The sequence below is a fragment of the Acidimicrobiales bacterium genome (assembly GCA_041394265.1).
GTDB lineage: Bacteria > Actinomycetota > Acidimicrobiia > Acidimicrobiales > SZUA-35 > JBBQUN01.
In genome coordinates this window covers 140,166-155,023 of the sequence record JAWKIO010000006.1, presented here as the reverse complement: position 1 = coordinate 155,023, position 14,858 = coordinate 140,166, and the positions used below count along the sequence as shown (strand labels likewise).

The 14,858-nt window shown below is 67.5% G+C and carries 13 protein-coding genes; 11 read left to right on the top strand and 2 right to left on the bottom strand.

Annotated features, from left to right (window positions below):
- Positions 1-2 precede the first annotated feature (2 nt).
- From carB to R2733_24990, 11 genes are all read left to right on the top strand, one after another.
- Positions 3-3,377, top strand: coding sequence for a carbamoyl-phosphate synthase large subunit (carB, locus tag R2733_25040; GenBank protein ID MEZ5379784.1), 3,375 nt, complete (start codon positions 3-5; stop codon positions 3,375-3,377).
- Positions 3,374-4,330, top strand: coding sequence for a dihydroorotate dehydrogenase (locus R2733_25035; protein ID MEZ5379783.1), 957 nt, complete (start codon positions 3,374-3,376; stop codon positions 4,328-4,330). Before carB ends, R2733_25035 begins: the two co-directional genes overlap by 4 nt.
- Positions 4,331-4,437: 107 nt before the next feature.
- Complete coding sequence (gene pyrF / locus R2733_25030; protein ID MEZ5379782.1) at positions 4,438-5,190, top strand: orotidine-5'-phosphate decarboxylase; 753 nt, start codon at positions 4,438-4,440, stop codon at positions 5,188-5,190.
- A gap of 88 nt (positions 5,191-5,278) precedes the next feature.
- Positions 5,279-5,596 carry an integration host factor, actinobacterial type gene (gene mihF / locus R2733_25025; GenBank protein ID MEZ5379781.1) on the top strand — a complete coding sequence of 106 codons (318 nt, stop codon included), beginning with the start codon at positions 5,279-5,281 and terminating at the stop codon, positions 5,594-5,596.
- Positions 5,597-5,625: 29 nt separating this feature from the next.
- Positions 5,626-6,204, top strand: coding sequence for a guanylate kinase (locus tag R2733_25020; protein MEZ5379780.1), 579 nt, complete (start codon positions 5,626-5,628; stop codon positions 6,202-6,204).
- 25 nt (positions 6,205-6,229) lie between these two features.
- Complete coding sequence (rpoZ, locus tag R2733_25015; protein MEZ5379779.1) at positions 6,230-6,520, top strand: DNA-directed RNA polymerase subunit omega; 291 nt, start codon at positions 6,230-6,232, stop codon at positions 6,518-6,520.
- A gap of 18 nt (positions 6,521-6,538) precedes the next feature.
- Positions 6,539-7,759, top strand: coding sequence for a bifunctional phosphopantothenoylcysteine decarboxylase/phosphopantothenate--cysteine ligase CoaBC (gene coaBC / locus R2733_25010; protein MEZ5379778.1), 1,221 nt, complete (start codon positions 6,539-6,541; stop codon positions 7,757-7,759).
- A gap of 28 nt (positions 7,760-7,787) precedes the next feature.
- Entirely contained in the window at positions 7,788-8,984 is a 1,197-nt protein-coding gene (gene metK, locus R2733_25005) for a methionine adenosyltransferase (protein ID MEZ5379777.1), read from the top strand.
- Between the two features lie 77 nt (positions 8,985-9,061).
- Positions 9,062-10,801: a hypothetical protein gene (locus tag R2733_25000; GenBank protein MEZ5379776.1), complete on the top strand. Its 1,740-nt coding sequence runs from the start codon at positions 9,062-9,064 to the stop codon at positions 10,799-10,801.
- Positions 10,802-11,084: 283 nt separating this feature from the next.
- Positions 11,085-12,704 carry an amidohydrolase gene (locus tag R2733_24995; protein MEZ5379775.1) on the top strand — a complete coding sequence of 540 codons (1,620 nt, stop codon included), beginning with the start codon at positions 11,085-11,087 and terminating at the stop codon, positions 12,702-12,704.
- A 57-nt stretch (positions 12,705-12,761) separates the two neighbouring features.
- Positions 12,762-13,604, top strand: coding sequence for an SDR family NAD(P)-dependent oxidoreductase (locus R2733_24990; protein ID MEZ5379774.1), 843 nt, complete (start codon positions 12,762-12,764; stop codon positions 13,602-13,604).
- Between the two features lie 10 nt (positions 13,605-13,614).
- On the opposite strand, the gene R2733_24985 is transcribed toward R2733_24990, so the two are convergent.
- Entirely contained in the window at positions 13,615-14,148 is a 534-nt protein-coding gene (locus R2733_24985) for a TrmH family RNA methyltransferase (GenBank protein ID MEZ5379773.1), read from the bottom strand.
- Complete coding sequence (locus tag R2733_24980; protein MEZ5379772.1) at positions 14,145-14,783, bottom strand: methyltransferase; 639 nt, start codon at positions 14,781-14,783, stop codon at positions 14,145-14,147. Before R2733_24980 ends, R2733_24985 begins: the two co-directional genes overlap by 4 nt.
- Positions 14,784-14,858: the final 75 nt, after the last annotated feature.

Sequence of the window (14,858 nt, the reverse complement as noted above, 5' to 3'; positions counted from 1 at the left end):
GCATGCCCCGCCGCAACGACCTGCACACCATTCTGGTCATCGGTTCCGGTCCGATCGTGATCGGCCAGGCCTGCGAGTTCGACTACTCGGGCACCCAGGCCTGCCGGGTGCTTCGTGAGGAGGGCTACCGAGTCGTCCTCGCCAACTCGAATCCGGCCACGATCATGACCGATCCCGAGTTCGCCGACGCCACCTACATCGAGCCGCTGAACCTGGCCGTGCTCACCAAGATCATCGAGGCCGAGAAGCCCGACGCGCTGCTCCCGACGCTCGGTGGACAGACGGCGCTCAACCTGGCGATGGAACTGGTGGCCGCCGGTGTCCTCGACGAGCACGGTGTCGAACTCATCGGTGCCGACGCCGAGGCCATCGCCACCGCCGAGGACCGAGAGCGGTTCAAGCACGCCATGATCGAGATCGGTATGGAGGTGCCGCGCAGCGGTACCGCCCGTGGTGAGGGGGCCGACAAGAACGCAGCCGTCGAGTTCGGCATGGCCCAGGCCCGCGAGATCATCGAAGAGATCGGGCTACCGATCGTGATCCGTCCCGCCTACATCCTCGGCGGTCGTGGCACCGGCACCGCAGCCACCATGGAGGAGTTCGAACAGGTCGCTCGCAACGGCCTGCTCGCCAGCCCGATCACCGAGATCCTCATCGAGGAGTCGATTGCGGGCTGGAAGGAATACGAGCTCGAGGTCATGCGCGACCGCGACGACAACCAGGTCATCATCTGCTCGATCGAGAACCTCGATCCGATGGGTGTGCACACCGGCGATTCCATCACCGTCGCCCCGGTCCAGACCCTCTCCGACGTCGAATACCAGGAGATGCGCGACGCCGCGTTCGCCTGCCTGCGGCGCATCGGGGTCGAGACCGGTGGCTCGAACGTCCAGTTCGCCGTCGATCCCGCCACCGGGCGACGGGTCATCATCGAGATGAATCCCCGAGTCAGCCGCTCCTCGGCACTGGCGTCGAAGGCCACGGGATTCCCGATCGCCAAGATCGCCGCCAAGCTGGCGGTCGGCTACACCCTGCCCGAGATCCCGAACGACATCACCGAGGTCACCCCGGCCAGCTTCGAGCCGGTCATCGACTACGTCGTCACGAAGATCCCGCGTTGGGCGTTCGAGAAGTTCCCCGGGACCTCGGGTCGGCTCGGCACTTCGATGCAATCGGTCGGTGAGGTGATGGCCATCGGTCGGACGTTCCCGGAGAGCCTGCAGAAGGCATGCCGTTCGCTCGAACAGGGCTACACCGGCCTGGGCGCCTCGGCCTCGGAGGACCGGTTCGCCGACATCGCCGACGCCGACCTGCTCGATCGGGCCTGCTTCGGGACGCCCGACCGTCTGTTCGAACTGGCGGAGCTCCTGCGGCGAGGCATCAGCGTCGACACCCTCTACGAACGGACCCGGGTCGATCCGTGGTTCCTCGATCAGATGTCCATCATCGTCGAGGAGCGTGCCGCCCTCGAAGCCCGCCACGCCGAAGGCGCATCGATCGGCGACCTCGGGCGGCGTGAGCTGCGGCGGGCCAAGCAGCTCGGGTTCTCCGATGCCCAGCTCGCCTACCTCTTCGATTCCGACGAGGCGACGGTGCGGGCGCACCGGATCTCGGCGGGTGTCGTCGCCACGTTCAAGACCGTCGACACCTGCGCCGCGGAGTTCGACGCCAAGACCCCGTACCACTACTCGACCTATGAGGACGAGAGCGAGGTCACGCCGGGCGCCAAGGACCGCATCATCATTCTCGGCTCCGGTCCCAACCGGATCGGGCAGGGCATCGAGTTCGACTACTGCTGCGTCCACGCCAGCTTCGCGCTGCAGGAGGCCGGCTTCGAGACGGTCATGGTCAACTGCAACCCCGAGACCGTGTCGACCGACTACGACACCTCCGACCGGCTCTACTTCGAGCCGCTCACCTACGAAGACGTCATGAACGTCATCGAAGCCGAGCACCCCATCGGCGTCATCGTGTCGCTCGGCGGTCAGACGCCGCTGAAGCTGGCCGACGTCCTGCCTCCCGAACTCGTGCTGGGAACGTCGCCCGCGTCGATCGACGCGGCGGAAGACCGCGACCACTGGTCATCGCTGTGTGCTCGCCTCGAGATCCCCCAACCAGCAGGCGGAACCGCAGGATCCCTCGACGACGCACTCAAGGTCGCCACACGGATCGGGTATCCCGCGCTGGTTCGACCGAGCTACGTGCTCGGCGGTCGGGCCATGGAAATCGTCTACGACGACGCCGACCTCGCCTCCGCCATGGCCGCAATCGGATCGCTCGGGTCGCTGGGACGCGAGGGTGGCCTGTCCGCCGAGCGCCCGGTGCTGGTCGACCGGTTCCTCGAAGACGCGATCGAAGTCGACGTCGACGCCATCCGCGACGCCACGGGCGACACCATCATCGGCGGTGTCATGGAACACGTCGAAGAGGCTGGTGTGCACTCCGGCGACTCGGCCTGCGTGCTGCCGCCGCCGAACCTGGCGGATGCCACGATCGCCGTGCTCGAGGACTACACCCGGCGGATCGCCGAAGATCTCGACGTCGTGGGCCTCATCAACGTCCAGTACGCGGTGAAGGCCACCGGGACCGGTGCCGGGCAGGTCTTCGTCATCGAGGCCAACCCGCGGGCCTCGCGCACCGTGCCCTTCGTGGCCAAGGCGACCGGGCGGCCGCTGGCCAAGGTCGCGGCGCGTGTCATGGCCGGGGCCACGCTCGGCCAGCTGCGCACCGAGGGTCTCCTCCCTGCGCACGGCTGGCGCACCGACTACTACTCGGTGAAGGAGGCGGTGCTGCCGTTCAACCGGTTCCCGAACTCCGATGCCCTGCTCGGCCCCGAGATGCGCTCGACCGGTGAGGTCATGGGCATCGACGTGACGCCGGGCCTGGCGTTCGTGAAGAGCCAGTTCGCTGCCGGCAACGATCTGGTGAAGGACCAAGGCGTCATCTTCCTGTCCCTCGCCGATCGCGACAAGGCGGCCGGGCTCGAGATCGCTGCGCTGTTCGCCGAGCTCGGGTTCCGCTTCGCTGCCACCGCCGGCACGGCGGCCGCACTGCGCTCGGCGGGCATCGAGGTCGAGACCGAACTGGCCAAGATCGTCGAAGGCGCCGACCTCGATCCGACGACGGCTCCGAGCGACCGACCGAAGACGGCGCTCGACCTCATGGCCGCCAACGGCGTGTCCCTCGTCATCAACACCCCGCGTGGTCGCGGGGCCCGGGCCGACGGTGGCTACATTCGCACCGCCGCCGCCCAGAACGGCGTTCCGTTGCTCACCACGGTGTCGGCGGCACTCGCCGCCGCTCGCGGGCTGGCCCAGTGGGACGACGACGCCATGGTGGTTCGGTCGATCCAATCACTCCACGAGCATCTCGGATGATCGGGCGCCGCCTGCGTCGGGCCGGCGACGCCGTCGGGGTCGATCTGCGCACCACGGTGGGTTCGGTCCCTCTTCGCAACCCCGTTCTGACCGCGGCAGGCACCGCGGGACACGGGGCCGAACTCGAGGCGTTCGGCGCGCTCAGCGAACTCGGTGCGGTGGTGGTGAAGTCGCTTGCACCCTTTGCATGGGCAGGCAACGCCCCGATCCGGGTGCACCAGACGCCGTCGGGCATGATCAACTCCGTTGGGCTGCAGGGGCCGGGCGTCGAAGCCTGGTTGGTCGACGAGCTTCCGGAGCTCGACGCCGTCGGTGCCGCCGTGGTGGCCTCGATCTGGGGTCGCTCGGTCGACGACTATCGGGCGGCCGCTGAGATGTTGGCCGATGCACCGCCCTGTGTGGTGGCGGTCGAGGTCAACATCAGCTGCCCCAACACCGAGAAGGGCAACGAGTTGTTCGCTCACTCGGCCGACACGACCGCCGCAGTCGTCGCCGCCACCGAGGCGTGCCGTCGCCCTCGCTGGGCCAAGCTCAGTCCCAACGTCGGTACCGGACTGGCCGACATCGCCGGTGCGGCTGCCGAGGCGGGAGCCGAGGCGGTCACCTTGGTCAACACCTACTTCGGCCTGAGTGTCGATCCGGTCACCCGACGCCCTCGATTGGGCAACGGCGCCGGAGGCGTCTCCGGCCCCGCCATCCATCCACTCGCGGTCAAGGCCGTCGCCGATGTGCATGCCCGTCATCCCGAGTTGCCGATCGTCGCGGCCGGCGGCGTCGCCACCGTCGACGACGTCGTCGAGTTCGCGCTCGTCGGCGCCAGTGCCGTCCAGGTCGGCACGGCCACCTTCGCCGATCCTGGCACCTGTCACCGACTAACCACCGACTTGGCCGCCTGGTGCGCTAAACAAGGCGTGGCATCGTTCGCCGAACTCGTCGGCGCGGCCGAGATGTAGCCCGGTCCCCGGCCTCTGCGGATCATCCCGTATCACCACTTTCGAACCAACACCTCCCAGCCCAACACTTTCTCCCAGCCAACATCACCCCGAACGAGGAGCACACCGTGGCGGACAGCACAACCACCGAACCGAGCACGACGCCGACCAGCGACGCCGCGCCGGCCACCGAAGGACTCTCGCCGAGCACCAGGGCCAAGACGGCGCTCGCCCTCGACGTCGACGACCTCGTCTCGGCGAATCGACTCGCCCGACAGCTGGCGCCGTGGTTCGGCGTCGTCAAGATCGGGCTCGAGCTCTACACCGCCGCCGGGCCCGACGCGATCGGTGCCATGGTCGACCAGGGCTATGACGTCTTCCTCGACCTCAAGCTGCACGACATTCCCACCACTGTCGGCAAGGCATCGTCGGTGGCTGGTGCCCTTGGCGTCAGCTACCTCACGATGCACGCGCACGGTGGCCCCGCCATGCTGCGAGCCGGCGTCGAGGGGTTCAAAGAAGGGGCACTGAAGGCCGGGCTGCCTGAGCCGACCGCACTCGCCATCACCGTGTTGACCAGTGACACCGATGCGCCGGACCACATCGTCCCCAATCGTCTGCGGGTTGCCGTCGAGGCCGGGTGCGGCGGCATCGTCTGCGCTGCGTCCGACTTGCGTGACATCCGAGAGATGGCGCCACGCATCAAGCGAGTCGTCCCCGGCATTCGAGCGGCCGATGGCGATCGTCACGATCAGCCCAAGGCGGTCACGCCCGCCATCGCCCTCGAGAGTGGTGCCGACCTCATCGTGGTCGGCCGTGCGGTCACTCTGGCCCAGGATCCCGAGGCCGCTGCGGCGGTGCTCTTCGCCGGTCTCGAGTAGGCCGACCAGCGTTGTCCTTGAGACGCCCGTCACACCAGAGTTCGCGATTGGCCCAAGTCGCACGATGATCTGAGGTAGTGTTCGCGGCATGCCAAATCCACCACAGTTGACTCCGGAACAGCGGACGGCCGCGCTCGCCAAGGCAGCCGAGGCTCGTCGAGTGCGAGCTGATGTGAAGGCTCGTCTCAAGATGGGGACCGTGACGCTCAACGAGCTGATCGATCAGGCCGACGGTGATCCCATCGTCGCGAAGATCAAGGTGCTCGCCGTGCTCGAATCACTTCCGGGCATCGGCAAGGTCACCGCCCGTCGCAAGATGGAAGAGATCGGCATCGCCGAATCTCGCCGTCTGTCGGGCCTTGGCCCCCAGCAGCGTGAGAAACTCCTGAGAGAGTTCGCCTCCTGAGCTCAGATGTTGCACAACGGCAACCACTCGTGGTCGTCGTTTCCGGGCCCGGCGGTGTCGGCAAGGGCACCGTTGTCGCCGAATTGATGTCGCGTCACCCTGAGCTGTGGCTGTCGCGTTCATGGACCACGAGAGAACGGCGTCCGGGTGAGGCCGAGGACGCCTACGTCTTCGTCAGTCGAGACGAGTTCGAGGCGCGTATCGACGCCGGAGGATTCCTCGAATACGCCGAGTTCCTCGACAACTACTACGGCACCCCGACCCCCGAGGCGCCGCCCGGGCGCGATCTCATCCTCGAGATCGACGTCCAAGGAGCGCGCCAGGTCGTGGCGCTCGATCCCGACGCATTGCTGATCTTCCTCGAAGCGCCGTCGGTCGATGAACAAGAAGCGCGGCTGCGCCGTCGCGGCGATCCTTCCGACAAGGTGGCCCAGCGGCTGGCCAAGGCACGCGAGGAAGCCGACGCCGGCGCCGAGCTCGGTGCCACCACCATCGTGAACGTCGAGGTCGGCCAGTGTGCCGACGACATCTATGCCGCCATCGTCGCCGCTCGCGAGCGGTCGACTGCTCCGGAGATGGCGGCCGACTCACACCAACAGCGGCTATAGTCGTCAGCTGCTCCGAGGAGGCCCGATGGCTGCACGATACGACACGATGATGAGCCCCGAAGTCGAGGGCCTGATGGACCGAGCGGGTTCGAAGTTCTCGCTGTGCACGCTGGCCGCGACCCGTGCCCGCGAGATCAACGCCTACTTCAACACGCTGGGTCAGGGCGTCGGGTCGATGGTGCCGCCGCAGGTCACCTCGGTGGCTCGCAAGTCGTTGTCGATCGCGTTCGAGGAGATCGCCGCCGACAAGATCGTGCCGATCATCCCCGAGCCGGTGGCCGAGACCACCGACGACGACTCCGACGACGCCGCCTGATCCGGTTCGGCCGTCACCGTGGATCCCATCCTCGGCAACAAGCGCATCGTTCTCGGCGTCACCGGCGGCATTGCCGCGTACAAAGCCATCGAGGTCATGCGCCGTCTGGTCGACCTCGGTGCCCATGTGGTGCCCGTGCTCACCGACGCGGCGCTGCACATGGTCGGGCCCACCACGTTCACCGCACTCGGGTCCGAACACGTCAAGACCTCGTTGTGGGATGACCCCGATCCGATTCCCCACACCACGATGGGGCAGACTGCCGATCTGATCCTGGTCTGCCCGGCGACGGCACGGATCCTCGCCGACTATCGAATGGGACGCTCGGCCGACCTGCTGTCGGCCACGCTGATCGCCACGGTCGCCCCGGTGGTCGTAGCGCCCGCGATGCACACCGAGATGTGGGATCACCCGGCGGTCCAGGAGAACCTCGAGGTGCTCCGCGATCGCGGTGTTCACATCGTCCCGCCCGAGGAAGGCCGACTCGCCGGCGGTGACATCGGTCGTGGCCGTCTGGCCAGTCCTGCCACCGTGGTGGAAGCCGTCGTCGACATCCTGACCCAGACCGACGATCTCACCGGCCGGAGCGTGATGGTCACCGCCGGGGGCACCCGTGAGGCAATCGACCCGGTGCGCTACATCGGCAACCGGTCGTCGGGCAAGCAGGGCTACGCCATTGCCGAGGCCGCACGCCGGCGAGGGGCCGATGTCACGCTCGTCACCACCGTCGACCGACCCGTGCATCCCGCGATCGACGTCGTCAGCGTCGAGACCGCACAGCAGATGGCCGACGCCGTGAATGCACGCTCGGCGTCGAGCGACGTGATCGTCATGGCCGCCGCCGTCGCCGACTTCCGCCCCGCCACGGTGGCCGGGGACAAGATCAAGAAGCACGAAGGCGTCCCCCAGGTCGTCCTCGAACCGACCGTCGACATCCTTGCCGGCCTCGGAGCCAACAAGCCCGCAGGCCAGGTGCTCATCGGTTTCGCCGCCGAGACCAACGACCTCGAAGCCAACGCCAAGGGAAAGCTCGAGCGCAAGAACGCCGACTTCATCGTGGCCAATGATGTCTCGGCGCCGGGGGTCGGTTTTGCCTACGACACCAATGCCGTCACCATTTATGGTGTGGAAGGTGTTGTACAGCGCACCGAACTTGCCGACAAGAACCTTGTGGCCGATGTCGTGCTCGACGTTGCGGTAGCGAAATTGCACGCCATCGACGCCCCCGAACACCCCTGATTTCGTACCCCTTCGAAAGCGAGCTCCGTTGAAGAATTTCACGTTTACGTCTGAGTCGGTGACCGAGGGTCATCCTGACAAGATGGCGGATCAGATTTCTGATTCGATTCTGGATGCGTTGTTGGAGCAGGATCCGATGTCTCGGGTGGCGTGTGAGACGCTGGTGACCACGGGCATGGCGATCATTGCTGGTGAGATCACCACGAACGCCTATGTCGATATTCCATCGGTGGTGCGCAAGACGATCACGCGGATTGGTTACGACAAGGAGTCCTACGGGTTCGATGGGAACACCTGTGGGGTGATGGTCGCGATCGATGAGCAGTCGGCCGATATCGCTCAGGGTGTGGACAAGTCCGAGGAGTTGCGGGGCGGGTCGGGGACGACCGACGCGTATGACGAGCAGGGTGCCGGTGACCAGGGCATGATGTTCGGCTACGCCTGCAACGAGACCGATGTGTTGATGCCGCTACCGATTCATACGGCGCATCGGATGGCGGAGCGCCTGGCCGATGTGCGGAAGGCGGGCACGGTGCCGTATCTGCGTCCGGATGGCAAGACCCAGGTGACGTTCGACTATGAGGATGGCAAGCCGGTCCGGTTGCGGACGGTGCTGATCTCGACCCAGCACGATGATGGGATCGATCGGGATTCGATGATTCGTCCGGATCTGATCGAGAACGTGATCCGTCCGGTGATTCCGGAGCAGTTCGCGGATGACGATTATGAGGTGTTGGTGAATCCGACGGGCCGGTTCGTGATCGGTGGTCCGGTGGGTGATGCGGGGTTGACGGGCCGGAAGATCATCGTGGACACCTATGGCGGGTCGGCTCGTCATGGTGGTGGTGCGTTCTCGGGGAAGGATCCCTCGAAGGTGGATCGTTCGGCTGCGTATGCGACGCGGTGGGTGGCGAAGAATTTGGTGGCGGCTGGTGCGGCGGATCGGTGTGAGGTGCAGGTGGCGTATGCCATTGGTGTGGCTCGTCCGATGTCGGTGATGGTGGAGACGTTCGGGACCGAGCATGTGGATCCGGTCAAGATCGCGGCGTGTGTGAACGAGGTGTTCGATCTTCGTCCGGGGGCGATTCTGGATCATCTGGCGTTGCGTCAGCCGATCTATTCGCAGACGGCGGCGTATGGGCATTTCGGTCGTGAGGACGGTTCGTCGTTCACGTGGGAGCGCCTCGATCGGGTCGACGCCGTCAAGACCGCCCTCGGTCTCTGATCAGCCCGCTGCTTCGAAGCTGATCTGCTCCGGCGGTCACGCTGGTCAGGCTGGCGATCGACCGTAGGCTCAGGGGTGTGTCAGCACCCCGTGTCGTTCGAGTCCTCCCCGAGGTCTCGGGGTTGGACAAGACGTTCGACTATCTCGTGCCCGCCCCCTGGGCGGGCACGGTCGCGCCCGGCGACATGGTGCGGGTCGACCTACACGGGCGGCGTATTGCCGGTTGGGTGATCGAGGTCGACGTCGAGCCACCGAGCGGCGTCGAGCTGCGAACGATTTCCAAATGGTCGTCGGTCGGGCCGCCCGCCGACATCATCGACCTCGCCCGTTGGGCCGCCCACCGCTGGCATGGTCGCCTCGGCACCGTCATGAAGACGGCATCCCCCGAGCGAATGGTCGACGCCGTACCCGAGGGCCGGTCGGGACCGCAACAGTTGGCCGAGACGGTGCTCGACCCCCTGGGCGAGTTGGCACTCGAGGCCCTTGCCCTTCCCGGTGTCAGTGTCCTGCGGGCGTCGCCGGCCTCCGATCTGTTCGGTGTCGTTGCCGCCGCCGCCCGCACCGGCGACGCGATCGTCATCACGCCCGACGTCGCCGACGCCCGCTACCACGGGGCCCGGCTGCGTCGGGCCGGTGGAATCATCCGCCTCTCCGGCCGTGACTGGGCCCTGGGCGCAAGCGGCGGCGTCGTGATCGGCGCACGGAGCACCGTCTGGGCACCCGTTGCCGATCTGGCCGCCGTGGTCGTTCTCGACGAGCATGCCGAGTCGCTCCAGGAGGAGCGCAATCCCACCTGGCATGCTCGCGACGTTGCGATCGAGCGAGCCCGACGCGCCGGGGTGCCGTGTCTGCTGGTGTCGCCATGCCCATCGCTGGCGGCACTCGCCGTCGCCGATCGGGTCCTGACGCTGTCCCGTTCGGTCGAGCGAGCCGGTTGGCCACCGATCCAGGTGGTGGACCGCCGGCGAGAGGATCCGGGGCGATCCGGCATCTTCTCACCCCAGCTCGCCAGCCAGCTCCACGCCGGCCGGGCGTCGGGGGAGCGGGTGGTCTGCGTGCTCAACCGCAAGGGCCGGGCACGAATGTTGGCCTGCGGAACCTGCGGCGAGCTGATCAAGACCGAGGACGGCGAACATCTCATGGCCGAAGTCGACGACGAGCTGATCGCCTGGACCGGGGAGCGGCGCCCCAAGGTCTGTGCCAACTGCGGGGGCACCGGCCTCAAGCGCCTGCGGCTCGGGGTCGATCGGGTCCGCGAGGAATTGGCGGCGCTGGCGCAGGAACCCGTCGGCGAGCTCGACGACGACTCGTCGGCTCGGATCGTGGTGGGGACCGAGGCCGTTCTGCATCGCGTGCCCGAGGCCGGCCTGGTCGTGTTCCTCGACTTCGACCAGGAGCTGATGGCGCAGCGCTACCGCTCCGGTGAGCAGGCCATGGCCCTGCTCGTGCTGGCAGCTCGGATGGTGGGTGGGCGGACCGGGGGTGGCCGGGTGATGGTGCAGACGCGGGTGCCCGAGCACCGGGTGCTCGCGGCGGCGGTACGCTCCGATCCCGGTCGCTTCGCCGAGGCCGAAGCCGAGCTGCGGCGTCAGCTCGGGTGGCCACCGTTCTCGGCCCTGGCCGAGGTGAGTGGGAAGGGCGCAGCCGAGGCCGTTGCACCGCTGCAGCAGCGGCTCGATGTCGCCGTGCTCGGACCCACCGACGACGGTCGATTCCTCGTGCGGGCCGACGACCCCGATCGCCTGGCTGACGCCCTCGACGACCTCGCTCGCACGAAGGCCCGCACCCGAGTGGCCGTCGACCCACCCCGCATCTGACGACCCTCCCCGGCATCCACCACCGGCATCGACCACCACCGGCATCGCCCACCGGCCACGTCGACTCCCCGCCGACCTGCCGGCCACCCGAACTGCCGGGCTTCCGTACGATCTCGCCCAACCTTCGGGGCTGCGTTGTGCAGAGCGCACGCAGCCCCGAAGGTTCCGCTGGTTTGGACGCAGTCCCGGAGCTACGAGCACCGGGCGATGGTGGGGCCGGGGCTATAGAGTCGCCCGGTTCGGTACGAGCGGCAGCGACGCATACGGCAGGGGAGGGACTCGGGTGGATGGACAGCGGACACTGATCGTCGGTGGGACGGTGTTCACCGCCGACGAGGCGCAACCATTTGCCGAGGCCGTCGTGATCGCCGGGTCGCGCCTGGCGTATGTCGGGTCGACGGCGAAGGCGGTCGCCCTCGCCGGGCCCGGCGCCAAGCGGATCGATGCCGACGGTGGCCTGGTGCTGCCGGGATTCGTCGACGGACACGTGCACGTCGCCATGACCGGGGCCAATCTCCGCAAGGCGCAGCTGCGAGACGCCGTCGACCTCGATGACATCTGCCACCGCATCGCGCGGTGGGCCGACGCGAATCCCACCGCACCACGAGTACTCGGTACGAGCTGGCTCGGCACGGCGATCCCCGGAGGGGTGCCCACCAAGGAGATGCTCGACGCCGTGATCCCGGATCGACCGGTCTACCTCGAAGCGAACGACCTGCATTCGTCGTGGGTGAACTCCGCGGCATTGGCCGAGCTCGGTATCGACCGCGACACGCCGGACCCGATCGGGGGTCGGATCGTGCGCGATGTCAACGGTGACGCAACCGGCCATCTGCTCGAGAACGCGAACATCGAGCTCGTCTGGCAGTTGTTGGCCGATGTTCCGGATTCGGAAATCGAAGACCAGGTCCTCGCCGCCCTCGATGCGTATCGAGCGGCCGGCATCACGTCGGCGGTCGAGATGGCGGTCGGTGCCCGCGAACTCGCGGCCATGGCACGGCTCGAGGCCACGGGTCGGCTCACGACGCGGATCGTCGCCCACGTGATCGTTCACCGGTCGTCCTCATCCGAGGCCGAGCTGGCACAGGTCGAGGCGGCCGTCGCCCTGCGAGACCGCTACCGCAGCGACCGCCTTCGAGTTGCAGGCATCAAGTTGATCACCGACGGCACGATCGATGCGTGCACGGCAGCGATGATCGACCCGTACACCAACGGGACGAACGACGAGCCGATCTGGCCGCTCGAGTCACTGCAGCCAGTCGTGACCGCCGCGGATGCCGCCGGCCTCCAGGTGGCGATCCACGCCATCGGCGACCAGGCGGTTCGCAATGCCCTCGACGCCTTGGAGCTGGCGGCGGCGACGAACGGCACCAGCGGTCGACGCCACCGTATTGAACACCTCGAGTCGGCCCAGACCGAAGACATCGCCCGGCTCGGGCCGCTTGGAGTCACGGCATCCATGCAGCCGGTGCACCTCGATCCTGCGATCCTGCCCATCTGGATCCAGATGCTCGGCGTCGAACGGGCCGAGAACGGCTTTGCTTGGCCGGGCTACCTCGACGGCGGCGCCACGCTGGTCTTCGGGACCGACACGCCGACCGCGCCGCTGGAGCCGCTGCCCAACATGTACCTGGCGAGCACCCGACGCTCCCCGGGCGACCCGTCGCTGGCACCGTTGCGGCCCGAATGGGCGCTGCCGCTCGCCAACGCGCTGATCCACGCCACCCGCGAGTCGGCCTGGGCGGCACACCTCGACCACCTCACCGGCGTGCTCCGGGAGGGCTTGGCGGCCGACCTCGTGGTCCTCGACCGCGATCCGTTGGCTGAGGGGCCTGCCTCGTTGCTCGAGACGTCGATCGTGATCACCATCGTCGACGGCGCGATCGTCCACGCTGCTGGATGACGTGCCTGATCGGTCGTGCTGCTTGATCGATCGGGGTCTCGCCCGTAGCGTGCGGCCATGACCAGACCAGATCGATTCACCGACCGCGTCGCCATCATCACCGGAGGCAGCAACGGACTCGGCCGGGCATGTGCCGACCAGCTCGCCGCCGAAGGAGCGAAGATCGTGATCGCGGATCTCCAGCCGGAGCCGGGTCGGGCTGCGGTCGAGGCGATCGAGGCGGCCGGCGGCACGGCCATGTTCGTTGAGCTCGATGCCGCCAGCCCCGAGGGCAACGAGGCCATGGTCGATGCCACCATCGCCGCCTATGGAGGGGTCGATCTGCTCGTCACCGCGGCTGGGATCAGCAGCGGCAGCTACACCTCGGGCGATCGTGAGGGCGGGCTCAAGTTGATGCAGATGCGGGCCGAAGCCGCAGCCGTCAATCCGGCGGCGTCGCTCACCGAACTCGATATCGACGACTGGCGGCGGGTCCTCGACGTCAACCTCACCGGCACCCTGCTCGCCATCCAGGCGGCTTCTCGGGTGATGCTCGAACAGGAGCGGAAGGGCTCGATCGTCACCATCGCGTCGATTGCGGCCCGCGACCCGTTGTGGGGTTCGCCGAGCTACCCGGTCTCGAAGGCGGGTGTCTGGATGTTGACGAAGAATGCAGCGAAGACGCTGGCCCCACTCGGGATCCGGGTCAACAGTGTCGGGCCGGGGTTCACCGAGACCAACATGACCAGCCTCATGAACGAGACCGACGAGCTGCGCACGATGCTGATGTCGCTCACGCCGATGGGACGCATGGGGCAACCGGTCGAGGTGGCCAACCTCATCCTGTTCCTCCTCAGCGATGAGGCAAGCTTCATCACCGGCGAGCTGATCCACCCCGACGGCGGCTGGTTCACCGGCTAGCGATGCCCGCTCACTGCCAGCGCTGGCGGGCCGCTTCGTAGAGGGCGACCGTGCCGGCCTGGGCCACGTTGAGCGAACCGACCTTGCCGAGCTGGGGGAGGAAGGCGATGTGGTCGACCTCGGCGAGGGTCTGCTTGTGGACGCCGCGATCCTCGTGGCCGAGCACCAACGCCACCTTGGGTCCGAGATCGAGCTGGAACATGGGCCGCGCCGTTGCCGTCAGTTCGATCGCCACGGTGACATAGCCCGCAGCGCGAGCCGCCTGGACGGCTTCGACCCCGGTGGCTGCCACCTCCCACGACACGAGTCGCTCGCATCCGAGTGCGGTCTTGGCGACCTTGGTCTCACTGGGATCCGGCGTCGGCGGGCACAGCCACATGCGCTCGACGCGATACGCGGCGGCCGAGCGGAAGAGCGAGCCGACGTTGAACGGGTTCTGGACGCCGTCGAGGATGAGGCCGAGTTCCAGGTCGGTCTGGCGTCGCCACTCGCGATGCAGCCGCTTGAGCTCGGTAGGGGAGAGTGTCTTGACCGGTTGGTTCACGAGAGCTCCGTTCGTGGGGCGACGTCGAGAAGGCGGAAGGCCTTGCGGCTGGATCGGCGCACGGTGGGGTAGCCCTGGCCGTCGAGCCAGCGGGCCAGACTGTCGGCCCCGAGATGCTTCTGCACCACGAGATGGGCCGAGCCGCCGGGAGCGAGATGAGCCAGCCAGCGAAGCAGCAGCTCATGGAGTGCCTGCTTGCCCACTCGGATCGGAGGATTCGACCAGATCCGGTCGATGGCGAGATCGCCCGGCACGTCGTCGGGTGCCACGACGATGACGTTGTCGAGCCGGTTGGCGCCGGCGTTCTCCCGGCACAGTTCCCGTGCTCGTTCGTTGACCTCGACGGCATACACGGTGGCCTGCGGGTTCCGGCGCGCCAGCGCGCAGGCGATCGGCCCGTAGCCGGCGCCGATGTCGAGCAGCACCGAGTCGGATGGATTCGCAGGTGGTCCGTCGAGCAGGAGCAACTTGGAGCCGGCATCGACCCGGTCGGCGCTGAACACGCCACGATCGGTGACCAGGGTCAGGCGAAGGTCAGGCAGCGCCAGTTCGACGGTCTGACGGCTCGACGGTGTGGCCGGCGAGGCATCGAAATAGTGCCCTCGAGCGTTCGTCGGCTGGTCGTTCGGTGTCACCTGGCTCCTGCGGTACCCGCTACCGCGCTGGCTGCCCGGCCCCTGGAACGGTAGCTCTTGCCGGTCAGATAGCCT